The sequence below is a fragment of the Streptomyces sp. NPDC107581 genome (assembly GCF_055657175.1).
Genome location: NZ_JBVKBH010000010.1, coordinates 81,278 through 103,248 on the forward strand (window position 1 = coordinate 81,278; position 21,971 = coordinate 103,248).

Here is a 21,971-nt window from a genome sequence, read left to right on the forward strand (position 1 = left end):
CACCCGGCCACGGGCACGCTGTCCGCGTCTGTCACCCCGGCGCCGCGGGGGAGCGGCCGGCACCGGCAGGCGGGGCGGAGCGGCCTTCGAGGCTCAGGACATACGTCAGACCCGGCCGGCCGCTCAGCTCCGTATCGCCGGTGACGGTGAACCCGGCACGCGCCAGCACGGCCCGCGACGCCGCGTTGTCGAGGGTGGTGGCGGCCCGCAGCACGGTCAGCCCGTATCTGCCGGCGGCGAGGCCGCACACCTCCCGCACGGCCCAGGTGGCCAGCCCCCGGCCCGCGGAACGCTCCCCGATCCGGTACCCGAGATCGGCGCCGCCGTCCGCCACGTCGACCAGGTTGATCCGTCCCAGTACGTCACCCGCGGTGTCGACCAGGACGTGGAAATAGCAGTCCTCGGCGCGCTGTTCGGCAAGCAGAGCGCGGTGCCGCTCGTCGAACCGGGCGAAGTAGTCGTCGCCACGGTCAGGGATGGACGCGGCGAAGTAGGCCCGGTTCTCCCGCTCGAAGGCGAGCAACGCGGGGGCGTGGTCCGGGCGGAGCAGCTGCAGCTCGGGCATGGGAAGAACTGTAGATGCCGTGACGTCCCCCGGAGGGACGAGCACGGTCACTTTGCTGGTCCCGTCATGGTTCTGCAGTACGCGGGCCCGCACCTCGTCGGTGCGCCTGAACCGGCCGCAGGTTTCCGTCACCACCAGTGCGCCGTGGTCGCCGGCGACCCGCCCTGCCCGTCGTGAGACGTGCGATGGAGAACCCGGCCGGGCTGTTCGCCATCCGCATGAACGCCGGACGACCATGACTGCGGCACCGGCACCGGCACCGGCCGCAGGCCGGCCGAACAACCGTCGACGCCCACAAGGGCTTACGGGCCGTGGCAGCCGGACACGAGGAGAGGGCGTACGTCTTCCAGGGCGCGGTCACCCTCGCCGCGGATCCGGCCATGGGCTCCCGTGAGGGCCTGCCGGACCGTGCCTAGGGCTGTCCCTGAGGCACGGTCCGAAGGTGCTGGGCGGCCTCGGCGGCGGTGTAGGAGGAGGCGAAGGTGAACGCGCGCGGGGACGGCCCATTGGCCCGCAGGTCCGCCAGCCGTTCCAGGGCCTCGCCGACGGTCGGGAGATGACCGGCGGGGACCCACCAGAGCACCAGGTGCGCCTCGGCATGCCGTGCGAACCATTCGCGGCGCCGCCGCATCACCTCCAGGTGGCCGCTGCGGTAGGTGAAGTCCCACAGCGCCTCCGGGGTCTCCCACACCGTCAGGTTGACGATGACGTCCTCACCCGCAGGGCGCAGGGCGGTGGCGTCGGCCGCGCCGTCCTCCACGAGTCGCCACACGAAACCGGGCGCGCCGTCGGCGGCGGTGTTGACCGGGGCGAGCATCTCGACGAAGGGCGCTGTGCGCGGGTCGTCGAGGGGGTGCAGCAGCGTGGCGACGTTGAGTTGGGCGAGGTGGGCGGCGTGCACGGATGCGGTCATGGCCACATCCCAACACGGCCCCCTTTCTAAGTCAATCAATATTGTTTTTAGAACTCTCGACCACCACGCAGCACTCTCCCGGCCGGGAGTCCAAGCGGGCGCGGACGGGACCGTCCGTGCCGAGCAGCCCCTCCAGCAGGGCGAGATTCATGCCGCAGACCAGCGGCGGGAAACGTTCGGCGACGGCGTGGAAGGGGCAGTTGCGCATGCGTACGACCGCCGCGGCTTCTCCGGTCGTCCCCTCGGCGCCTTCGGCGTCCTGGACGCCCGCGGGGCTTTCCAGATGCGGTTCGTAGCCGTGGGCGGCCAGTATCGCCATGGCCTCTTCGAGGCCGCCGCAGGGCGTCGCCGAGCCGCGCAGCGCCTTGCCCCTGCGGCGCGCGGCCGCGCAGAGGCCGGCGTCGAGGCCGGCCTGCTCGGCGGCCTCGGCGAGCAGTTCGGCGGCGGTGCGGTAGTCGCGGGCGGGCAACGACACCGACCGTTCGGCCCGCGCCCGCGTGTACACCTTGGCGGGACGGCCCGCTCCCGGCCCCGAGCGGCCGGTAAGGCGGCGGCTGCCGCTCTCCAGCAGCCCGACCTCGGTCAGCCTGTCCAGGTGGTGCGCGGCGAGCGTGCGCGCCACCCCGGCCGCCTCGGCGGCCTCGTTGCGGCCGACCTCACGGCCCTGCGCCACCACGTACTCGTACAGACGGCGCCGGACCGGATCCTGCAACGCCGCGATCGCTTCGATGTCCTCCACCCGGCCATTCTAGGAACAACGCAGGTTCGAGATAGAAGGACGGGACGCGGCACCACCGGGCCGTACTCGACCCCTCGCGCACGCTCTGGGAGGCGAGCGGAGGGCGTGGCGGCCCGCGGCGGCTCGGGTTGTCGTGTCCGCGGTGCGCGCTTCGGGGATCGCGGCAGGCCGCTGGGCACGGCAGGCCACTCAGGCAGTCGGTCAAACGGTCTGGCGGGCGGAGGTGTGCAGATGCTCAAGGGCATCGAGGACGACGGTGCGCCTGTGCCAGGACAACCAGCGCCCGAGGGTGGCACCGGTGGTCTGCAAGGCGTCCAGCTGGGCGCGGGTGAATCCCGGGAGCGGACGGGCATGGTGGGACGACATCACCCCCAGCAGGGCGTTCTGTTCGTCCATGACCGGGACGCTGTGGCATGCACGGCTGCCGGCATGCAGGATCACGGACCGGGACTGCTCGTCGAAGACGGTGGCGGTGGCAACGTCGTGGACGGTGACCTGCCGCCGTCCTTCGGCCGCCTGGCCGCAGGAGGTGGCGGGTCCGTCGACGAAGGTGAAGAAGTCGGTGAACTGGCGTTCCAGTCCTACGTGCTTGACCAGCTTCAGCATGTTGTTCTCAGCCAGCTGGACGTTGCCCATGCCGGCGTCGGTGATGTCCAGCATCCGGCTCAGGGCGCCGCCGAGCACCGCACCCGGAGCGGTGGAGTGGCCGTTGCCGTCGGCCGGTTGGAGGCCGGGCAGCGGGGGAGGGCTGGTGCGGGCGCGGCCCGGGAACCAGACGTCCGCACCGCGCTCGGGGCCGGGAACGCGGATGACCGCATCCACGAGGGTGTGGAGCTTGATGTTGTGCTGCTGGGAACTGCGGCGCAGCAGCTCGAACCCCTTGTGCGCCGTGGGGAGTCGGTATCGCTCCATGAGGATGCCCTGTGCAACGGAGACCGGTGCGTGGGCAAGCATGCGGTTGCGCAGATCGACGTTCTGCTGCCGTAGATCTTGCATTTCGTCCGGGCCAGTAGCCGTTTCACGGGAAGCATGCGCACGGGTGCCCGATTCCTGGGTCACTACAACCGCCTTTTCGCCGGGGAGCAGGGTTCGGTCCACGCGAGCACACTCGGGTGGTGTGAAGTGCCTATGTCCCAAGCACTGTGCCCGACCCTAACGTGCGTCGCCATCATGCAGATACCCTGCCGCCGGCTTCGACGTGCAAGGGGTACGGATCCGATCGACGGTGTCACGTTTCTGCTGGTGGACGGGGAGCGGACCAACGTCACCGAGGTCTCCCGGATCACCCTCGGGCCAAGACCCGAACATCTCCCGCATGCGCGACACCAAGCCGTCCGGGGCCGCCCGTCCGTTCCGGCCGCCCGGCCGTCCGGGGCCGCCCGGCCGTCCGGCGGCACCAAGCGGGGCCTGCGCCGCCCAGCCCTCCGACGACGGCCCGCTGACTGGCCGCCCGGCCGCTCCGGACACCTGAGCGAGCGCTTCCTGCCGTGTCGTCCAGGGCCTCTCGCAGGGGGCAGGAGGAGGAGCAGACACGCGCGAGACTCGCGGTCCCGACGTCAGGGCCCGGGTATCCGGGGGACTTCCTGCTCCATGCCGTCACACCAGGGCGGGCGTATCGTCCCTATATGAGTGACGCCCGGTGCGGCTGGCGGACTGGCGCCGCCCGAGCCGTCCATTCGCGGTCGTCGGCGCGGACGCGTCCTGCAGCCGCTTCGAGCGGGTACGGAGGTCATCGGCCGGGGCCTGCCTCGCGGAGGAAATCGGCCGGGGCCTGCTCACGGAGGTGAAGCGTGTCCGACGTGGCCACCGGCGCTCACTCCGCGGGTTCTGGTCTGGAAGCACTGGACCCCGTCCTGAATGAATTCACGCGGGACACCGGTGCCAACGTGAGCGCCGTCTACCTGTTGCCGCCGCACGGGCAGGTGCTGCAGCTCGCGGTGCTGGGCGGCATTTCCTGGCAGATCGCCGGGCCCTGGTCACGGGTGGCGCTGGTGGCCGCGACCCCGGTGAGCGACGCAGTACGGGGACGGGAGCTGGTCTGGGTCGGCGACCAGGAGGAGCTGGCGCGCCGCTATCCGCAAATGGCACTCGCCCTGCCCCACCCCTTCACCGTCGCCGCCGCCCCGATCGCCACCGGAGCGACCGTCTGGGGTGGCCTGGTACTGCACTGGCCCAGCACACACGCCCCCACGCTGAGTCCACCCGAGCGAGAAGCCATCGCGGGCGCCTGCCACCGTATGGGCCTGATCCTGCGGCAGGCCGCCAGGAGCGGCCACCCCGTGCTGGCCGGGCCCGAGCCGCGGGTGCTGCCCGCGCCGCGGACCCGCACCGCCGGGCCGGCCGAGGCACAGGCCGCCGTCGATTTCGCCGAACGGCTCCCCAGCGGCTGTTGCGCGCTAGACCTGGACGGCCGGATCACCTTCCTCACCACCGCCGCGGCAGACCTCCTGGGCGTCGGCATGACCGACCTGCTGGGCGCGAGACCCTGGGAAGCGCTTCCGTGGCTCGACAACCCCGACGCCGAAGACCGCTACCGGGCGGCGGCCCTCAGCCGCCAGCCCACGTCCTTCACCGCGCAGCGCCCACCGGACCACTGGCTGTCCTTCCACCTCTACCCGGACGCCTCCGGCATCAGCGTGCGCATCGTCCCCTCCTCCTCACCGCATGTCTGGGGCCCGCCGCACTTGCTGCATCCCGCGCCGGCCGCCGAACCCGGCCGGGCCACCGCCCTTTACCACCTGATGCACCTTGCCACCACCCTCACCGAGGCCGTGGGCGTAAGAGACGTGGTCGAAAGGGTCGCCGACCAGGCCCTGCCCGCCTTCGGCGCCCAGGCACTCGCCCTGATGGCCGCGGACGAAGGCCGACTGCGGATCATCGGCTTCCGCGGCTACCCCGCCGAACTCATGGACCGCTTCGACAACGCACCACTGACCTCCGACACCCCCGCCGTGCACGTCCTGACGACAGGTGTCCCCGGCTTCTTCGCCACCTTCACCGACCTGAAACGGGCCTATCCCCCCGCAGTCCAGCAGGACGACATGGCTGCCTGGGCCTTCCTCCCGCTGATCACCTCCGGACACCCGGTCGGCTCGCTGGTCCTCGCCTATGAACGGCCCCGGGTGTTCCCTCCGCAGGAGCGCTCGGCCCTCACCGCGACCGCCGGACTGATCGCCCAGGCGCTCGACCGCGCCCGTCTCTACGACGCCAAACAGCAGCTGGCCCACAACCTCCAGGCCAGCCTGCTGCCCCACACCCTGCCCCGCATCGCCGGCCTCGACGTGGCCGCCCGCTACCTCCCCGCCAGCCGCGGCATGGGCATCGGCGGCGACTTCTACGACCTCATCCGCCTCGGCAGGGCGACCGCCGCCGCAGCCATCGGCGATGTCCAGGGCCACAACGTGCAGGCCGCCACCCTCATGGGACAGGTCCGCACCGCCGTCCACGCCAGCGCCGGCGCACCTCCCGGTGAAGTCCTGGCCCGCACCAACCGCGTGCTCACCGACCTCGATGCCGGTCTGTTCACCAGCTGTCTCTACATCGACCTCGACCTTGCGCGGCACCGCGCCCGTCTGGCCACTGCCGGACACCTCCCGCCCCTCCTGCGCCGCCCCGACGGCCACACCGAAGTCGTGCCCCTGCCACCCGGGATCCTGCTCGGCATCGACCCCACCGCCGAGTACCCCGCGACCGAGATCCCCCTGCCGCCCGGCGCCGTGCTCGCCCTGTACACCGATGGACTGGTCGAGACTCCCGGCACCGACATCGAGGACGCCATCACCTCCCTCGCCGAGCAGCTCGCGCACGCCCGAATCCAGACCATGGACGGCCTCGCCGACAGCCTCATCGGTCACGCCCAGCGGTCCGCTCCCCGCAGCGACGACATCGCCCTGCTCCTCATCAGCCAGCCGGCCGAACCTTCGTGAAGACCGGGGCGGGGCCGATGGCTGCATGCCGTGGGCCCGGCCCGGCTCAGGCTCCCCTCGCTCGGGACGAGTGCCGGGGGAGTCACCCGGACCGCATCACAGGCTTCTTCGTTCGCAGAGGCGCTGCGCGACCTCACGGAGTTTGACGTTGTTCTCCTGGGAGTAACGGCGCAGCACGTCGAAGGCCTCCTTCTCGGTGAGGTGATGCTCACCCATGAGGATGCCCATGGCCTCCCCGATGGCGTGCCGCGTGGCCACGGCCTGTTCCATCTGGGCGTTGGCCCGGGCGCTCGAGAAAGCGACCGCGGCGTGCGAGGCGAGCAGCCAGCCGGCGGTCTCGCTGTTCTCGGTGAACGCCCCGGGACGGCGGGAGTAGAGGTTCAGCGCGCCCAGATCCTCGTCCTCCGTGAACAGCAGGAAGCCCATCATGCTGCCGAGCTGCAATTGCCGGGCTCGGGGACCGTAGGCGGGCCAGCGTTCCTGCTCCGCGGTGAAGTCGGCGATCCGGAACACCCGGTCGCCGCGACGGGTGCGGGCCGCGTCGAAACACGGGCCCTCCTGCAGGCGCTCCTGCAGCTGATCGCTGGTCACGACCAGCTGCTCGGTCGGGGCGAGCGACTCCACCTGGCCGCCATGCAGGATCAGCACGCCGGCGGCATCGCAGCCCTCGACCAGCTCGGTGGCGGAGCGGGTGATCCGCTCCAGCGTGGCATCGACCGAGTCCTGTGCCAACAGATCACGCGCCATGGTCGCCAGCTGCAGGGCGAACGTACGCCAGTCCATACCGTCCTCCGTCTCCCCACCCGTGCAGACCTGCACCCGATTCCCACCCTGCCACCGCATTCACCCGCGCGAAACGCGACACCGGGGCGGCCCCACGGGGGAGTGGTTCCCGCACCCCTGGCGGGCGCTCGCCGAAGACGATCACGCGTGAGGGAACGGGAGGGGACGAAACCGGGAGAGGTTCCGAGGACATGGCGGAGGTCCCCGCAGCCACGGCACACGGACGCCGACTGCCCATGCGTCGTACTCGCCATCCCGCTTCGCCCCGGACGGCAGGATTCTGCGGGGGCCCGCCGTGCGCGGCCGTTGGAGAGTCGAGGGATCCGAGTACCGCGGCGGCCCGGAGTTTTGCGCTTCCGGCCGGGGGAACCCGGTCGGCGCACCACTGAGAGCCGGCGCCGCCGAAACGGCGGTTCTCCTCAGCTCGTGAGGTTGAGAGTTTCCGACGCAGAAAGAAGTTGAAGTGCCGTGATCGCGCGCGCTGCCCGGAAGGACATCCCGAGCGTCCCCGAGACAGGTTGGGCGAGGGCCCGTCAAGTGCGCGACCAGGGCGTTCGCACGTGCGTCTCTCCCCGTGAGGACGCGACCCCCGAGCCCACCGCACACGCCGGCCCCGACGCGAACGTCATCAGGGGTGAGGACTGAGGGTTCCGCACCCTCGGAGGAAGTCCCGTCGGCGCGACGGGCAAGCGATTCCGGGCCTGGAACACAGGCCCGCAGGTGCCGGGTCTCCCGGGACCTCAAGCCGGGGACGTTGGTGGATCATGTCTGATGTGCTCGAAGAGGGCGGGGGTGAGAACGGTGCCGCCTGAAGGCCCCGAGCAGCCGATCCGCGGAGGCAGACCGTCGGAGGCGGAGGAACGGCTGCGTGTCACGGAGACCCTCTCGGCCGCTGCCCGGGGCATCCACCCCGATGAGGTTCCCGATGCGCTGTGCCGCGCCTGCGTGGGCCTGCTGCCTGTCACCGGCGCCTCCGTGTCGATCTCGGGCGACCCGACCATGCGCACCACGTGGTGCGCCGGCGACCGGACGGCCGCGCAGCTTGCGGAGGCGCAGTACACGCTCGGAGACGGTCCCTGCCAGACCGCGCTCGACCAGGGCGTGGCCGTGGTGGCAGCTGATCTCACCCAGGGCCCGGACTCCCTTCGCTGGCCGGTCTTCGCCCACCAGGCCACGGGACTGGGCGTGCGGGCCGTGTTCTCGCTGCCGCTCGGCGCGGGCGGGAACACGATCGGCACCCTCGACCTGTATCGCGACAGGCCCGGCGGCCTCTCGGAGGGTGATCTCCGGATCACCCGTTGGATGCGGCACGCCGTCACATTCGCCCTCATGAGCCTTCAGCCCGGATACGACGAGGACGAATGCGGGGGTGAAGAAGGCACGGCGTCGTGGATGGAGGCTTCGGAGGCCGACCACAGCGAGGTCTACCAAGCGGTCGGCATGGTGATGGTGCAGCTCGGCGCGGGTCCGGAGCAGGCCCTGGACCGGATGCGCGGGCGCGCCTTCGCCGAGGGCCGGACGGTCAGCGAGGTCGCGCACGACGTCGTCGTGCGCGTTCTTCGCTTCGGACCGGAGCGGCACGCCGTGGGCAGTGAGGGCCTGGGCCGGCTCGACGCGGGCGATGACGGACGCGAAAGCAGTCGGTGATACCCGCGAAACAGTCGTTGATCCACCAGGAACGACGGCAGGAACGACGGCAGGAACGACGAACGACGGCTGGAACGACGGCAGGAACGACGGCTCGCCGAGGCCCGGGCCCGCCCCGGCCGACTCCCTCGCGGGCGGCAACGCCCCGGTCGTCCCCGGAGCGGTCCGCAGCCCTGACGCCGCAGGTGTCGACGGCTCTCCCTGGGGGCAGTCGGGGTTCGTACGACCCGCCACCGCCCCGGGGCGCCGCACGGCTCTCGTGGCACGGAGAGGAGGGTGGCATCAGGTGCGCACTGTCGGAGTGGAGGAGGAGCTCCTTCTGATCGACCCGGACAGCGGGGAACCGAAGGCACTGTCGGCCGCCGTCCTCGCCCATGCCGCCCAGGACGATCCCGGACAGGACGTCTTCGAGAAGGAGCTGTTCGGGCAGATGCTGGAGTTCGCCACCCATCCGCAGGCGGATATGGCGGACCTCGGTGCCGAGATCGTGCGCTGCCGCAAGGAAGCCGCGCGGCTCGCCGGCGAGATCGGCTGCTCGGTCGCCGCACTCGCCACCTCCCCGCTGCCGGTCAGCCCGTCGATCAGCGTGAACGAGCGCTACCAGTGGATGGCGGAGCGGTACGGGATCGCCACCCAGGAGCAACTGGTGTGTGGCTGTCATGTCCATGTATCGGTGGAGTCCGACGAGGAGGGCGTGGCCGTGATCGACCGGGTGCGTCCGTGGCTCGCCGTGCTGTGCGCGCTCAGCGCCAACTCGCCGTTCTGGCAGGGCCGGGACACCGGTTACGCCGCCTACCGCAGCCGGGTGTGGGGGCGCTGGCCGTCGGCGGGGCCGACCGAGCTGTTCGGCTCGGCCGAGCGGTATCACCGGCGGGTGGCTGACATGGTGGCCACCGGGGCCATCCTGGACGAGGCGATGGCGTACTTCGACGCGCGCCTGTCCGCACGCTATCCGACGGTGGAGATCCGGGTGGCGGACGTGTGCCTGCGGGCCGATACCGCCGTCCTCGTCGCCACCCTGTCCCGGGCTCTGGTGGAAACCGCGGCACGCGAATGGCGCGCGGGCAGGCCACCGCTCGACCACAGTGTCTGCCTGCTGAGGCTGGCCGCCTGGCAGGCCGCGCGGTCGGGCCTGGACCAGGACCTGCTCGATCCCGCGACCATGCGGCCCCGGCCCGCCGTAGAGGTGGCGCGCTCGTTCCTGGAGCACACCGGGGACGCCCTCACCGGGAGCGGCGACGCGGCCCGCGCCGAGGGGGCCATGGCCGAGTTGCTGAGCCGGGGCAACGGCGCCCGTGAGCAGAGGCTGCTCAAGCAGCGCGCGGATACGCTGCGGGACGTCGTCGCCGAGTGCATACGGCGCACCCAGGAGTGACCGACTCGGTTGGGACGCGCTCAGCAGTGACCGACTTGGTCGGGGCGTACTCAGGAGTGACCGACTCGGTCAGCGGTTCAGGACGAGGGCGTAGACCAGGATGAAGGCAGCCTGGTCGCGGCACCGCAGCCCACTTCCAGGGCTGCGGACGAGTACCCGCCGGACGTGGAACCAGGCCTCGACACCCGCTTCTGTGCGGCCCCGACACCCGCTCCTGCGCGGCCTCAACACCCGCCATGCACAGGAGATGTCCTGATCAGGGCATCCTGCAGCGGTTTCGGGGCTGAGGCCGAGGCCGGCCTGGCCTCGGCGCGTGGGGCAGGAGGCGTGTGAACATCCTCACCTGCGCTTGGCCCCCGCGTGGCCCGCCGTCCCGGGACCGGCGGGCCGACGCCTTGAAGGGGCGCCGACGCGGGGTAAACGGAACCTACGCCTCCGTTCTTCAAAACGGAAGCCCCATTTCCTATTGACCCCTCAACGTGCACAGACGCACCCTGAACCGCACGCGCCGCAAGGGAGCACATCATGAGCCGAGCCACCGCCACGCATCGCGTCGTCGAGTACTGGACGGACAAGGACACCCATGTGATCTTTCCCGTCCAGCGAAGCGAGGAAGTCGACCGTATGAGCGACGAGCAGCTGATCTCGCAGTACGGGGACCCCGAGCACGGGGCGGTCAAGCGCATCGTCCCGTAGGCCACTCCACTGGGCCGCACCTGCTCCGGACGGCGTCCGGTTGCAGACGTGGGGGACCGCCCCTTCGAGTCAGGGCCGACACACGGCTCGCCGCGTACGTCCGCGAGGAGAGTCTCCGCACGGCGTTCAACTTCGACGTCCTGATGGTCGGTTGGGATGCGAAGGGGCCCTGTGCGTGGTCATCGACGACTCACTCGCCGAGCCCGGCGCCGTGGGCGCACCGGCCTTCTAACGGCCGTGGTCGCCGGCGGCGTGGGGACGGCGGCCGTCGGCGGCGTTGACCTGGGCGACGGCCGCGGTGAGATGCCTCTGCACCGATTCCGGCAGCGGAGCCCCGTTCACCGTCGTCACCACGTCTCTGGCCAGGCGGTGCAGCTTGGTGTCGGCGCTCCGGGAGGCCATGACCAGTACCTCCCACGCCTCGTCGGCGTTCAGGCCGAAGGATGCCATGAGGATGCCCCGGGCCAGGTCGATCTCCGGACCGGTCTGCACGGCTCGGCGAAGCTGGACGACCTCCGGTCGGAGGCCGTCGCCGGAATCCGTTCGCGGCCGCGCGGACCGGTCGGTCCGCGGCCGCTCGGGCCCGTCGGAAGGTGCGGCCGCAGCCTCGTGCGAAGGCGAGACGAGGAGCGTGTGGGTGTCCGTGAGGGTCAGCAGGCGTTCCACGATGGGACTGACAGCGGTGACCGCGATCGTCTTGCCCATGGCGAGCGCCTGGCGACGGGCGCTCAGAAGCACGTTGAGCGTGGCGCAGTCCCAGAACCTCACCCCGCCGAGGTCCACGTCCGCACCCTGGCCCGGCGCGTCGAGGGCGGCCCGCAGCGTGCGTTCGAGCATTTCGCTGTCGTCGAGGCAGAACTCCCCGCTCAGGGCGACGAGGACACGGCCGCCGTCACGATGCGTGGTGACCGACGGCGCAGTGCGTGTTCCGGAACATGCGAAGCCGTCCCCGCTCATCGACTGCGTTTCGTAGGGCGACTCCGGCATGACTGCCTCTCGGTGGGTACTCCCGTGTCCCTACACCCAGCCTTGCCCGCTCCCGGCTTACACGTCAAGATGTACATGAATTTTGTTTCGTTCTTTTCAGGCGCGACCGCCCGGCCTTTGGAAGAGGTGACCTTCCGGCCGTACGATTTGGTCATGGTGGGAGTGGATGGAGTGCCGGAGCCGCATACGGGGTGGACGTTCCTCACCAGTCATGCCCGTGTGCTGGCCAGCATCGCCGACAACCACAACGCGCGCATCCGTGACATCGCGGCGCGTTGTCGGCTCACGGAGCGAGCTGTTCAGAAGATCATTTCTGATCTGGAGCGGGACGGCTACCTCTCCCACACCCGCCAAGGGCGCGTCAACAGATACGAGATCGATCCGAGCCGGGTGCTGCGCCACCCCGCGGAGGCCGGCCTCACGGTGGCCTCGCTCTTGTCGATGCTGGTCAGGGACGAGGCTGAACGCGCGGGCCTGATCGAGCAGGCCCGGTCCGAGCGCTGAGCACACGCGGGAACAGGTCGAGAGCGCGGCTCCGACGTGCTGCCGGAACCGCGCCCTCGACGGAACTCACGTACTGAGCAGCCGGTTGAAGAAGGAACGGTAGCGGCGAAGCGCCCCGCGCAATTCCTCGGTGTCCACGCGTTCGCCCTGACTCCACTTGCCTTCCAAGTCCTTCTTGTGCTGGGCGAAGGCAGCCGCCAGGGTCTGCATGACGTCCGCCACGAGGGCATCGGCGTCGTGCACGGCGTCACGGGGGTCGTCCACGAACTTGCTCTGGATCTCCTGCCAGCGGTCGCGGTAGCGGTGCTCCTCGTCGTCCGCCAGTAGTTGCGGAGTCGCGTCCATCCCGCCCGGGGCGTTGTCGGAGGCTGAAGAGCCCGACGCGGCAGGGGCACCCTCGGTGCCGGGCGACTCCGACGCGGCCGGCGCGCGCTCGGTGACCGGGGAGTCCGACGCGGGCGGGGCTGCGGCCTCGGCTTCGGACACGCCCTCGGACCTACGGTCCGGGCGTTTCGTCTCGGCCGGCGCGGTGCTCTCGCCCGGGTAGATCGGGACCCTTGAGGCGGTTCCCTCCGCCTCCCGCGTTCCGGCGGTGGCGCCGGACGGCTGGGCGAGGTCCTCGGTGGAAAGGGCGGCCGTACTGCGATTCGTTTTCTCGTTGCTGTGCATGGCGTTCCTTCATGCAGGTGGTCGGCGTCAGGCGCGCGCGTGCTGCGCACGGCCTCCGCCGTCGGAGAGCAACTCGTCGAAGAGGGCGCGGTAGTGCACCATCGCACCCCGCAACTGCTCGGTCGTCGCCGGGCCGCCGGTGCTGAGGGACTCGACCTCGTGCGCGGCGCGGTAGTGCTCCATGGTGCGGCCGTGTTCCACCGAGAGGTCCTTCATCTGCTGCTCGAACCCCTCGGTCGGGTACCCGCGCTCCTGCATCAGGGAGGCGACCAGCCGGTCCGCATCGTGCACGGCAGTCTCCGGCTCGTCGACGAACTCCTCCTGGACGCTGTTCCACTTCTGGGCGTAGCGGCCCCGTGAGGCGGGGGACAGCGGTTTGATCTCCAGCGAGTCGTGCCGCCTCTCGCGAGCCCTGAGCTCACGCTCGGCGGCGAGTCGGCTGTCGGATCCTTCGACGGTCCGCTGGTACTCCGGGCCGAAACGCTCGCGGAGGTGACGGCGGCGCATCATCAGTGAGGCCACCGCGGCGGCCAGCGCGATCACCACCACGATCGGAATGATGATCGCCAGAAGCGTTCCTGTGGACATAGGTGCACGCTCCTCAGGGAGTAGTGGTACACAGCGTGCGAGTTCCCGTATGCCTCACTTGTACTCATCTCGCCACTCATCGACTGCTGGGCACGGCTCGCCGGTCATGTGTCTCGACGAGGTCACCTCGACTGAGTGGGGCCGTGATTGGGCAGACGATCACGCAGGTGCGCCGCCACCGTAGGGGCGGACCGGTGGGCCGATCAACGCCGGGGCCTGGAGGGCATCGCGTGGAAGTTCCGCACCCGTCTCCGCCTCTGCGGCGGCCCTCGCGGGTCGACGGGGGGTCTGCTTCATTTCCCGCCACATCGGGACGTGGACGAGCGGGCGGGCTGCCTCAGGGATCAGTGGTCCTGGGGCCCGAGCCAAGCTTCGGTCCACGTCGTGCGTCGTGCCGTACCGCTGGTCCAGGGGCGTGTTCGCGTGGGCCGGGGTCGACTCGGCCGGGGGTTGGTCGGCCTGTGTGTCGAGGTGGCGGTCACCGAGGGGTGTGAAGGCCGGGTCGGCGGCTCTGCCGTCCGCCGTCCGTTCGCCTTTCCGGACGGTCAAGTCGTGGCTCGTGTCCGGAGGCTGTCATGTTGTGGCCGGGCGAGCCGGGTGCTGACAGCCGTCGTGCGTCGCTGAAGTCGGTGTTCAGTAGGCGGAGTTGACGTTGTCGATGGAGCCGTAGCGGTGGGCGGCGTAGTTGGCGGCTGCGGTGATGTTGGCTACGGGGTCGGTGGTGCTGTTGGCGGTGCCGGTGACGTGGTAGGCGTTGAAGGTGGGGTCGATGACCTGGAGGAGGCCCTTGGAGGGGGTGCCCTTCTGGGCGTTGACGTCCCAGTTGTTCTGGGCGTTGGGGTTGCCGCCGGATTCGCGCATGATGTTGCGGTGGAGGCCGTCGTAGGTGCCGGGGATGCCCTTGGCCTTCATGATGGCGAGGGACTGCTTGATCCAGCCGTCGAGGTTGTTGCTGGTGTTGGTTTTGGGGGTGGTGTTGTTGTCGTGGGTGGTTGTGGTGGTGGTGTGGGTGGGTTCGGCGGCGTGGGCGGTGGTGGGGATGAGGGTGAGGGCGGCGGCTGCGGCGGCGGTGGTGGTGAGGCCGGTGAGGGTGAGGGTGCGCAGTCGGGTGGTGCGGTGGGTGGTGGCCATGGGGGTGGGGTCTCCTGTGGGTGTCGGGGTGCCGGCCGGTGGGGGGTTCCGGTGGCGTGGGGATGGGGGGTCCCGTGCTGCGGGGCGGAGCGGGCTTGGTTGTGGTGGTTGTGCTCGGTCCGTCTCGTGGCTCCCGGCAACGACAGCCATGGTTAGCGGGGGGTGGGGTGGTGCGCAATGGTGTGACGTACTATCCGGCTTCGGATGAATGTCTGTTTTGTGCCTGTTGGGGGGTTTTCTGTGCTGTTCGGGGTGGGGTGGTCCTACGATCGGGGGTAGGACGTGATGTGCGTCCTATGGGTCGCGTCACGCTGTTGAGCCCCCTCCGGGCACCCGCCTGACCCTCTCCGGGCCCCTCCGAGCACCCGCCTGAACCCTCTCCGGAGGCTCTTCGAGCACCCGGCTCGCCCCCTCCGGACGCCCGCCCGACGCTCTCCGGCACCCGTCCGGCCCGGCCCGGGGCTCACTCAGGCCTGACGCCGGCCTCGGTCCCGGCCCGACTCCGACCCCTGTCCTGACCTGGTCCCGACCCCGATCCAGGCCTGATTCCCACCCCACCCCACGCCGCCCCCTCGCGGCCCTGGACGGCGAAGGTGCCACCAGACGGCCCCCGCCGCGGCTCAGTCGGACAGCCGGGAACGCAGCAGCCGCTTGTCCGGCTTGCCTGCCGCCGTCAGTGGAATGGCCGGCACCAGGTGCAGGGCATCCGGAGCGTAGAGGCTCCCTTTACGGGCAGTGACGAAGTCCCGGATCTCGTCCAGCGAAGGCCGCAGCCCGGCGGCCGGCACCACGGCGGCGTGGACGTGTTCCAACGACTCCTCGTCCCGGCTGCCGTAGACCGCGCACTGGGCGACGGCGGGATGGCTCAGCAGCAGGTCCTCCAGCTCCGCCGGATAGACATGGCCCCCGACGACGATGATCATCTCCTTGATCCGGTCCACGATGTAGAGGTAGCCGTCCTCGTCGAGATAGCCGACGTCACCGGTGTGCACCCAGCCGTCGCGCAGCACCTCGGCGGTCAGTTCCGGCTGCTTCCAGTACCCGTGCATCACATAGGGTGAGCGCACCTGTACTTCGCCCCGTTCCCCGGGCGGCAGGGTGGTGCCGTCGGGGTCCCGGATGGCGATCTCCACGCCGGGCAGGGCCCGACCGACCGTCAGCTGTCCGCCTCGGCCCGTCCGCTCCTGCTCGGCGGGGCCCGCTTCGGTGATGTGCTGCGCCTCGGCCTGGCCGTACAGGCCGTAGAGCACCGGTCCCAGGACCTTGGCCGCCTGCCGCAGCCTGGCGGGTGAGGCGGCGGTGCCGCCGTAGGTGATCCGGCACAGGCTGGAGAGATCGGTGGCGGGCAGGTCCGGGTGGTCCAGCAGTCGATAGAGCAGTGGCGGCAGCAGCCAGGTGTGGGTGATGCGCTCGCGTTCGATCGCGGCCAGTGCGTCCCCCGGCTCGAAACCGTGGCGAAGGACCACGGAGCCGCCCTGATGGAGCGTCATGTCGGCCAGGACTCCGGCGAGGTGGGCGAGTGAGGTGCAGGCCAGATAGCGAGGCGGGTCGCCGGCGTTGGCGAGTGGGTGGTCCAGGCTTCGCCGGTAGGAGCTGTGGCTCATGCGGATGCCCTTGGGGATTCCGGTGGTTCCGCCGGTGTGCCGGATGCACCAGTCGTCGTCCGGGCCCACCAGGCCGCCCATCGGCTGTGCCGGGCGCCGTGCGGCCATGGCCAGTACGTCCTCGGCGAAGCCGCTCGGGCCGAGGGAGAGTGCCTGCGGAGTGTCGGGGAGCTGCCGCAACTCCCGTGCAGTTGACTGCCGTTGCCCGTCCACCAGAAGGAGGGAGCAGTCCACGCTCGTCATCACGCGGGCCATGATCGGCGGGCTCATGCCCTCGTAGAGGGCGACCACCCGGGCGCCGGCCAGATTGGCGGCATAGCGGGCGACGAGGGCCTCGGCGGTGTTGCCGGTGAGCAAGGTGACCGTGGTGCCGAGGCCCACCCCACGCTGCGCCAGCTCCGCGCCGAGTCTGTAGACCTGGTCCCGGAAGTCCGCCGCGCTGATCACCTGCCCCTCGGCGGTCGTGATGACCGCCCGCGACGGCTCGGCGGACAGAACCTGAAGGATGGCCTCCACATAGCCGCTGAAACCGGCTTCCGCGGCGGCGCGTTGCTGGCTCATTGCTGTTCTCCCTTGTCGGAACCGGTGGACGCCCTTGACGCTAGTCCCGACCCCTCATGCCTACCACGACCGGTTTTGCCATGTGCTCATGACTCGTCGGGCATGAGCCGTTCTACGGCCAGTCGGCGGAAATCCAGGGCGGCGGGGGAGAGATAGGCGTGCCGGCGCCAGACCAGGGTCAGCGTCCGGTGACAGTCAGCGGCGTCCAGCCGTAGCCAGGCCACCGGGCTGTGCTCGCGGAGGGCCCGCCGGGCAACCTCCGGTATCAGACCGATACCGAGCCCGGCGCCGATCAGCTCCGGGGTGGCGGCTGCTTCGTCGCCCTCGCAGACCACCCGTGGTGCGATGCCCTCCCGGGCGAAGAGCCGCTCCAACAGGGCGCGTTGCCAGTGACCGGCACGCGTGCTGACGAACTCCTCGTCGGCCAGCTCGGCCACCGTGACGCGCTCCCGGACGGACAGCGGATGCCCGCGTGGCACGGCCAGCACCACCTCCTCCCGCGCCAGCTCCACCGAACACAACTCAGGCCCGGCCAGTGGCTGGGAGGCGAGCGCGAAATCGACCTCGGCCGACCGCAGATGACGTCGCATCGAATCCAGCGGCGCCTGGAACAGGCGCACTCTCACCCCGGGGCGGAGCGCGCGTAAGGCGGTGAGCACCCCGGCCAGCTGAAAGAGTGTCTCGGCGGCGACGGCGACACGGCCCGGACCGGCACCTGCGGTATCGGCCATCTCCCGCCAGGCGTCGTCGAGCTCGGCCAGCGCCCGGTCGACCCGGACCAGGAAAGCGGCGCCGTGGTCGTTGAGCCGAATCCGGCGGCCCTGGCGGTCGAACAGCGGCACACCGAGTTCCGACTCGAGCCGGATGATGGTCCGGCTCACCGACGGCTGGGCGACCCGGAGTTCCTCCGCGGCCCGGCTGATGTGCTGGTGACGGGCCACCGCCTGGAAATATCGCAATGACAGCAGGTCCATGACAGTAGTGTCGCCGGATCTGCCGCCCGGCGGAGCCCGGTACCGCGCGGCGGCCACGCGGCGGCATCGGCGTACCGGACGGACGATCGGAACGCGACGACCGAAGGCCGCGCGGCCCACGGCCCAGGCCGTTTCGCCATCAGGCGGACGACCACCGCAGCCGCGCCGACGACCACCACAGCCGGAGCGTACGACGCCCCGCCCTCCGAAGCGGTGGGGCGGGGCGTCGCCGATCGGGGTGGATCACCGAACGGCGACCACGTTGGTGGCCTTCGTCCCGACGACATCGAAGAGGACCCGCGCACCCTCGCGGGTGGTCTGCGCCTCCATGCAGGAGAACGGGCGCCTTTCGCCGTCCTCGTCGGCGATGACGCCCACGCCGTCCGCCTTGTTGTACACGGCGATTGTTCCGAGAGGCATCGTCTTACCCTCCGTGGGTTGGTCGTCCGACTTCTGATCTCCCCCGGTGACCCGAGCATCACCCAACGTGTCCGACGGAGGAAGGGGCGCGTCGGCGCGTCGGCCACTGTTTGACCGGATGTCAGCGAACGCTCACCGACTCGCAGCCCGGGCGCGAGCGGCGCTCAGGCCCTCCTCGCCACCCACTTGCACTGGTTCCGGCGGCTGCGCATCCGCTGGGAGATCCGCGACGGCACCCGCAAAGCCTTCCTCGCTCTCGGCCACGCACTCATCCGCCGGCGACTTCTGAGAGGGCGGTTCGTGAGTTGATGTCCTCTGAGGGTCACCAGCCCGACGACCGGCGGTGCGTCTTCGTCCTCGCACCGCCAGTCACCTATGTGACGGCACGTCAAAGGCTGTGCTGTACCGTCGGCGACCCCGTCCTCACGGGTGGGCGCAGACCAACGTCAGCCGAGCTGGCCGGTCGGGCGCAGGGTGATGTGGTTGATGTCCACGCCCGCGGGCTGGTTGAGGGCGAAGGCGATGGTGTCCGCGATGTGCTCGGGGGTCAGCACCGGCTGGGCCTCGGGGGTGCCGCCGCGCTGGTCCCAGAACGGGGTGTCCACCACGCCGGGGGCGACGACGGTCACGCCGACGCTGTCCTGACCGACCAGCAGGCGGGTGTTCTCGGCCAGCGCGTGGACGGCCCACTTGGTGACCGAGTAGAGGTTGCCGGGAGTGTTGCGCACCCCGGCGACCGAACCGATGATGACGATGCGTCCCTTGGACTCCCGCAGGTGCGCCAGGGTCTCCCGTACCAGCAGGGCCGGGCCCAGGACGTTGGTGAGCACCATGGTGCGCATGTCGGCGGGGGTGTGGGTCTCCAGGTTGCCGGGCAGCGAGAAGCCGGCATTGGCGATGACGTTGTCCAGCCGGCCCCAGGTGTCCACCACCTGGCGCACGGCGGCGGCGACGTCCTGCTCGTCGCTGGTGTCGCCGGTGATCGTCAGCAGCCGCTCGCCCGCCGCGGCCGAGGCGGCGAAGGCGGCCAGCTTCGCCGCGTCCCGTCCGGTGACGGCCACGCGGTGACCCTGCTTCAGCAGAGCGTGGGCGGTGGCGGCGCCGATCCCGGTCGAGCCGCCGGTGATCAGGGTGACGGGTTCCATGGGACGGCCTCCTCGGTGATGTGGTCATCGGGGGCTCGCCAGGGTCCGGGGTCCCGGAGAACGACGAACGCGAGGTCGGCCTGGTTCGGGCCGTCACCGTTCCCCCGAGCCCGCACTATACCCAGGGCGGCATCGCCGGCCCGGTGGAGGGGAGCGGCCGGGTCACGGCAGATTCCGCTCAGAGGGTCTCGCACTGATCGTCCTTCAGGTCCGAGGGATACCTGCGTCGTTCCGTCACGTTTGATCAATATCGCGGACACGGACCCGGCCGCCACGAGATCCTGGAACCGAGTCCGCGCCGGAAGAATCAAAGTCGGACAGTTGGGGGGAATCCCCTAGCGAACACCCTCTGAGAAGCTCATCGTGATCTCGAACGAGCGCTCAGCGGGAAGGCACGCCCCGTACCTGCACCAACGGGCGTCCGACGAGGGAATCGAGGATGTCGCGGGCGGCGACCAGGTCGTCGATCGCCGTGGTGATCCGATCCCGCTCCTGCGCCAGGCCGTCGATGAGTTCCGGGCACCTCCCGGACAGCACGACGGTGTCGTCGACGGTGCAGGGGAGGATCTCCGCTATGGCGGACGTTCCGAGTCCCGCCGAGAGCAGGATCTGGATGCGCCGCACGGTCGTGACGGTGCGTTCGTCATAGTCGCGGTATCCGCTCGGCAGCCGCGCCGGCGTGAGCAACCCCTGTTCTTCGTAGTAGCGCAGAGAGCGTCGGCTCACACCGGTCCGCCGGGACAGCTCACCAATCCTCATGAAAGCGAGTGCAGCAGCACTTGACCTTCACGTCAATGTGAAGGTCTAGCGTGCGGGGCATGACAGCATCCGACGAGGAAAACTTGCAGCTCACGCCAGTCACCGTGATCGGCCTCGGCCCGATGGGCAGCGCCCTCGCCGCCGCGTTCCTGGCAGCCCGTCACCCGGTGACGGTGTGGAACCGCACGCCCGGGAAGACCGGAGACCTTCTCGACCGCGGCGCCACGCTCGCCACTTCGATCGAGGACGCCGTACGGGCCGGACAGGTCGTCATCACCTGCCTCATCGACTACGGCGCGGTACGTGCCACGCTCGGGCAATCGATGGAGGGCTGGGAGGGCCGACAGTTGGTCAATCTCACCAGCGGTGAACCGGCCCAGGCCCGCGCGATGGCGGTCTGGGCATCCGCACACGGGATCGACTACCTGGACGGCGCGATCCTGACCCCGACTCCCGCGGTCGGCACCCCCTTCGCCGCCGTCCTGTACAGCGGTGCCAGTGACGTCTACGCAGCGGTCGAGGCAACGATGGCTGCCATCGGCGGCACCGCGACGTATCTCGGTGACGATCACGGCCGGGCGTCCGCCTACGACGTTGCCCTGCTGGACCTCTTCGCCACCTCGGTGAACGGGATCGTGCACGCCTTCGCACTCTCCTCGGCCGAGGGCATCGCACCAGAGCGGTTCGCGGCATTCGCCACCGGGATCGGTGGACTCCTGCCTGAGATGATCACCCGTTTCGCCCAGCAGATCCAGGCCGACGACTACCCCGGCGACCGATCCACGATCGCTTCCGCGGCGTCGGGCATCACGCACATCATCAACACCTCTGCGACCCACGGAATCGACGTGGGGGTACTCACCGCCGCGAAGGCCGTCATCGACCGCGCCGTCGTCGACGGCTACGGACCACAAGGACTCGCACGCCTCACCACTACCCTGCGCAAGGATGGTCGAGCGTAGCCAGCGGCTGGAGGCGACACCGGGGCCGGCGGAACCCCGCCGCCGGTGACGCCCGAGCTGATTCAGCTGGGGAGTTCCAAGCCGAGTCCGGGCGCACGGGCCTTCCGGCCGCGGCGCCCGGAGCGGGGGTGCCGCGTCAGGGGGTCAGTACCCACTTCTGATTGGCCAGACCGTTGCAGTCCCAGATGCCCAGCTGGGTGCTGTTGGCGGTGTTGAAGCCCAGGTCGTCAAGGCACTTGCCGGAGTTGGCGTTCTTCAGGGACCCGTCGGCCTGCGGGATCCACTGCTCACTCTGGCTGTTCGGGACGCAGTCGTAGATCTCCACCTTGGTCCCGTTCTCGGTGCCCGCCCAGACGGCGTTCAGGCACTTGCCCAGCGCGCGGACCGTTCCGTCGGTTCCGAGCGTCCACCACTGCGCGCTCGTGCCGTTGCAGTCGTAGATCTGCACCGGGGTGGCGACGGTGGAACTGCCATGACGTACGTCGACGCACTTGCCGCCGTAGCCGACGAGCCGGCCCTGCTGTCCGGCCACGCCCACGACCACCGCGTTGATCGTCTTGGTGGCCCAGGACTGCGGGTGGGTGCACAGGGCCGACGAGGTGCCGTTGCCGGTGACGGTGTTGCCGATGGCCAAGTAGTCGACCGGTTGGTTGCCGACGAGGTAGAAGCAGCCGACCTCGGCGCGCCACATGGTGCTCGGTGAAACATTGGTACAGCTGGCGGACCCGGCGGGGCCGTCGTAGTGGGTCGTGCAGGTGCCCGGACTGGCCGCCTGCGCCGTGGCGGGCAGGGCGATGGCGGCGCACATGGCCAGCAGGGCCGTCAGTAAGGCTGACGCGGAGCGTCTCACAGTGCGTCTCACAGGAGTGGGCCTCTCTGTTCGCAGGTGTTGTGCGATCACACGCTTCGATCAGGTCGAAGCCTGCTGGACGCCCGATCGGCTGTCAACTGCCGTGAATCAAGACACCAATTCATTCATCTCAGCTGTCGCCGTGGCGTCGATCGTCCACGAAGGGGTCGGCT

Annotated in this window: 21 protein-coding genes; 6 read left to right on the forward strand and 15 right to left on the reverse strand. The window is 70.2% G+C overall.

Going from position 1 to position 21,971, the window contains the following annotated elements; all coding sequences use genetic code 11:
* Positions 1–31: 31 nt before the first annotated feature.
* The 4 genes from ACZ7P3_RS25390 to ACZ7P3_RS25405 all read right to left on the reverse strand — a co-directional run bounded on the left by ACZ7P3_RS25390 (position 32) and on the right by ACZ7P3_RS25405 (position 3,213).
* Positions 32–565, reverse strand: a complete 534-nt coding sequence (locus ACZ7P3_RS25390; RefSeq protein ID WP_472085336.1) for a GNAT family N-acetyltransferase — start codon at positions 563–565, stop codon at positions 32–34.
* A gap of 412 nt (positions 566–977) precedes the next feature.
* Entirely contained in the window at positions 978–1,478 is a 501-nt protein-coding gene (locus tag ACZ7P3_RS25395; RefSeq protein ID WP_472085337.1) for a DUF3291 domain-containing protein, read from the reverse strand.
* A 31-nt stretch (positions 1,479–1,509) separates the two neighbouring features.
* Positions 1,510–2,217 (reverse strand): helix-turn-helix transcriptional regulator, encoded by a 708-nt coding sequence (locus tag ACZ7P3_RS25400; RefSeq protein ID WP_472085338.1) that lies wholly within the window; start codon positions 2,215–2,217, stop codon positions 1,510–1,512.
* Positions 2,218–2,418: 201 nt separating this feature from the next.
* Positions 2,419–3,213 (reverse strand): GAF and ANTAR domain-containing protein, encoded by a 795-nt coding sequence (locus tag ACZ7P3_RS25405; RefSeq protein ID WP_472085339.1) that lies wholly within the window; start codon positions 3,211–3,213, stop codon positions 2,419–2,421.
* Between the two features lie 794 nt (positions 3,214–4,007).
* Here ACZ7P3_RS25405 and ACZ7P3_RS25410 point away from each other — a divergent pair.
* Positions 4,008–6,143 carry a SpoIIE family protein phosphatase gene (locus ACZ7P3_RS25410; RefSeq protein ID WP_472085340.1) on the forward strand — a complete coding sequence of 712 codons (2,136 nt, stop codon included), beginning with the start codon at positions 4,008–4,010 and terminating at the stop codon, positions 6,141–6,143.
* 96 nt (positions 6,144–6,239) lie between these two features.
* On the opposite strand, the gene ACZ7P3_RS25415 is transcribed toward ACZ7P3_RS25410, so the two are convergent.
* Positions 6,240–6,926 carry a GAF and ANTAR domain-containing protein gene (locus ACZ7P3_RS25415; protein ID WP_472085341.1) on the reverse strand — a complete coding sequence of 229 codons (687 nt, stop codon included), beginning with the start codon at positions 6,924–6,926 and terminating at the stop codon, positions 6,240–6,242.
* Positions 6,927–7,727: 801 nt separating this feature from the next.
* On the opposite strand from ACZ7P3_RS25415, the gene ACZ7P3_RS25420 reads away from it, so the two are divergent.
* From ACZ7P3_RS25420 to ACZ7P3_RS25430, 3 genes are all read left to right on the forward strand, one after another.
* Complete coding sequence (locus ACZ7P3_RS25420; RefSeq protein WP_472085342.1) at positions 7,728–8,573, forward strand: GAF and ANTAR domain-containing protein; 846 nt, start codon at positions 7,728–7,730, stop codon at positions 8,571–8,573.
* Positions 8,574–8,859: 286 nt separating this feature from the next.
* Complete coding sequence (locus ACZ7P3_RS25425; RefSeq protein WP_472085343.1) at positions 8,860–9,948, forward strand: glutamate--cysteine ligase 2; 1,089 nt, start codon at positions 8,860–8,862, stop codon at positions 9,946–9,948.
* A gap of 525 nt (positions 9,949–10,473) precedes the next feature.
* Positions 10,474–10,644 (forward strand): hypothetical protein, encoded by a 171-nt coding sequence (locus ACZ7P3_RS25430; protein WP_472085344.1) that lies wholly within the window; start codon positions 10,474–10,476, stop codon positions 10,642–10,644.
* A gap of 228 nt (positions 10,645–10,872) precedes the next feature.
* Here the strand turns inward: ACZ7P3_RS25430 and ACZ7P3_RS25435 are convergent, their stop codons facing one another.
* Complete coding sequence (locus ACZ7P3_RS25435; protein WP_472085345.1) at positions 10,873–11,631, reverse strand: STAS domain-containing protein; 759 nt, start codon at positions 11,629–11,631, stop codon at positions 10,873–10,875.
* Between the two features lie 162 nt (positions 11,632–11,793).
* Here ACZ7P3_RS25435 and ACZ7P3_RS25440 point away from each other — a divergent pair, with 162 nt between their 5' ends.
* On the forward strand, positions 11,794–12,135 hold the full coding sequence (locus ACZ7P3_RS25440; RefSeq protein WP_472085546.1) for a helix-turn-helix transcriptional regulator: 342 nt from the start codon (positions 11,794–11,796) through the stop codon (positions 12,133–12,135).
* 66 nt (positions 12,136–12,201) lie between these two features.
* On the opposite strand, the gene ACZ7P3_RS25445 is transcribed toward ACZ7P3_RS25440, so the two are convergent.
* The 8 genes from ACZ7P3_RS25445 to ACZ7P3_RS25480 form a co-directional block, all read right to left on the reverse strand.
* Positions 12,202–12,804, reverse strand: a complete 603-nt coding sequence (locus tag ACZ7P3_RS25445) for a hypothetical protein (protein WP_472085346.1) — start codon at positions 12,802–12,804, stop codon at positions 12,202–12,204.
* A gap of 27 nt (positions 12,805–12,831) precedes the next feature.
* Positions 12,832–13,392: a hypothetical protein gene (locus tag ACZ7P3_RS25450; RefSeq protein ID WP_472085347.1), complete on the reverse strand. Its 561-nt coding sequence runs from the start codon at positions 13,390–13,392 to the stop codon at positions 12,832–12,834.
* 633 nt (positions 13,393–14,025) lie between these two features.
* A complete protein-coding gene (locus tag ACZ7P3_RS25455; RefSeq protein WP_472085348.1) occupies positions 14,026–14,523 on the reverse strand; it encodes a transglycosylase SLT domain-containing protein in 498 nt (165 codons plus the stop codon).
* Positions 14,524–15,143: 620 nt separating this feature from the next.
* The gene (locus tag ACZ7P3_RS25460) at positions 15,144–16,688 is read right to left on the reverse strand and encodes an AMP-binding protein (protein WP_472085349.1); all 1,545 of its coding nucleotides are present in this window, start codon (positions 16,686–16,688) and stop codon (positions 15,144–15,146) included.
* 86 nt (positions 16,689–16,774) lie between these two features.
* Positions 16,775–17,662 carry a LysR family transcriptional regulator gene (locus tag ACZ7P3_RS25465; protein WP_472085350.1) on the reverse strand — a complete coding sequence of 296 codons (888 nt, stop codon included), beginning with the start codon at positions 17,660–17,662 and terminating at the stop codon, positions 16,775–16,777.
* Positions 17,663–17,905: 243 nt separating this feature from the next.
* The gene (locus ACZ7P3_RS25470) at positions 17,906–18,082 is read right to left on the reverse strand and encodes a cold-shock protein (RefSeq protein WP_472085351.1); all 177 of its coding nucleotides are present in this window, start codon (positions 18,080–18,082) and stop codon (positions 17,906–17,908) included.
* 446 nt (positions 18,083–18,528) lie between these two features.
* Complete coding sequence (locus ACZ7P3_RS25475; RefSeq protein WP_472085352.1) at positions 18,529–19,227, reverse strand: SDR family oxidoreductase; 699 nt, start codon at positions 19,225–19,227, stop codon at positions 18,529–18,531.
* Positions 19,228–19,608: 381 nt separating this feature from the next.
* The gene (locus ACZ7P3_RS25480) at positions 19,609–19,986 is read right to left on the reverse strand and encodes a MerR family transcriptional regulator (RefSeq protein WP_472085353.1); all 378 of its coding nucleotides are present in this window, start codon (positions 19,984–19,986) and stop codon (positions 19,609–19,611) included.
* A 59-nt stretch (positions 19,987–20,045) separates the two neighbouring features.
* On the opposite strand from ACZ7P3_RS25480, the gene ACZ7P3_RS25485 reads away from it, so the two are divergent.
* Positions 20,046–20,948, forward strand: a complete 903-nt coding sequence (locus tag ACZ7P3_RS25485) for an NAD(P)-dependent oxidoreductase (protein WP_472085354.1) — start codon at positions 20,046–20,048, stop codon at positions 20,946–20,948.
* Between the two features lie 136 nt (positions 20,949–21,084).
* Here ACZ7P3_RS25485 and ACZ7P3_RS25490 read toward each other — a convergent pair whose 3' ends face one another.
* Positions 21,085–21,810 carry a ricin-type beta-trefoil lectin domain protein gene (locus ACZ7P3_RS25490; RefSeq protein WP_472085355.1) on the reverse strand — a complete coding sequence of 242 codons (726 nt, stop codon included), beginning with the start codon at positions 21,808–21,810 and terminating at the stop codon, positions 21,085–21,087.
* Positions 21,811–21,971: the final 161 nt, after the last annotated feature.

Excerpts from the sequence above, each read along its gene's own strand:
- ACZ7P3_RS25405 (WP_472085339.1), bottom strand. The coding sequence starts at position 3,213 with ATGCAAGATCTACGGCAGCAGAACGTCGATCTGCGCAACCGCATGCTT.
- ACZ7P3_RS25480 (WP_472085353.1), bottom strand. The coding sequence starts at position 19,986 with ATGAGGATTGGTGAGCTGTCCCGGCGGACCGGTGTGAGCCGACGCTCT.
- ACZ7P3_RS25415 (WP_472085341.1), bottom strand. The coding sequence starts at position 6,926 with ATGGACTGGCGTACGTTCGCCCTGCAGCTGGCGACCATGGCGCGTGAT.
- ACZ7P3_RS25390 (WP_472085336.1), bottom strand. The coding sequence starts at position 565 with ATGCCCGAGCTGCAGCTGCTCCGCCCGGACCACGCCCCCGCGTTGCTC.
- ACZ7P3_RS25460 (WP_472085349.1), bottom strand. The coding sequence starts at position 16,688 with ATGAGCCAGCAACGCGCCGCCGCGGAAGCCGGTTTCAGCGGCTATGTG.
- ACZ7P3_RS25455 (WP_472085348.1), bottom strand. The coding sequence starts at position 14,523 with ATGGCCACCACCCACCGCACCACCCGACTGCGCACCCTCACCCTCACC.
- ACZ7P3_RS25445 (WP_472085346.1), bottom strand. The coding sequence starts at position 12,804 with ATGCACAGCAACGAGAAAACGAATCGCAGTACGGCCGCCCTTTCCACC.
- ACZ7P3_RS25395 (WP_472085337.1), bottom strand. The coding sequence starts at position 1,478 with ATGACCGCATCCGTGCACGCCGCCCACCTCGCCCAACTCAACGTCGCC.
- ACZ7P3_RS25450 (WP_472085347.1), bottom strand. The coding sequence starts at position 13,392 with ATGTCCACAGGAACGCTTCTGGCGATCATCATTCCGATCGTGGTGGTG.
- ACZ7P3_RS25435 (WP_472085345.1), bottom strand. The coding sequence starts at position 11,631 with ATGCCGGAGTCGCCCTACGAAACGCAGTCGATGAGCGGGGACGGCTTC.
- ACZ7P3_RS25475 (WP_472085352.1), bottom strand. The coding sequence starts at position 19,227 with ATGGAACCCGTCACCCTGATCACCGGCGGCTCGACCGGGATCGGCGCC.
- ACZ7P3_RS25470 (WP_472085351.1), bottom strand. The coding sequence starts at position 18,082 with ATGCCTCTCGGAACAATCGCCGTGTACAACAAGGCGGACGGCGTGGGC.
- ACZ7P3_RS25465 (WP_472085350.1), bottom strand. The coding sequence starts at position 17,662 with ATGGACCTGCTGTCATTGCGATATTTCCAGGCGGTGGCCCGTCACCAG.
- ACZ7P3_RS25485 (WP_472085354.1), top strand. The coding sequence starts at position 20,046 with ATGACAGCATCCGACGAGGAAAACTTGCAGCTCACGCCAGTCACCGTG.
- ACZ7P3_RS25430 (WP_472085344.1), top strand. The coding sequence starts at position 10,474 with ATGAGCCGAGCCACCGCCACGCATCGCGTCGTCGAGTACTGGACGGAC.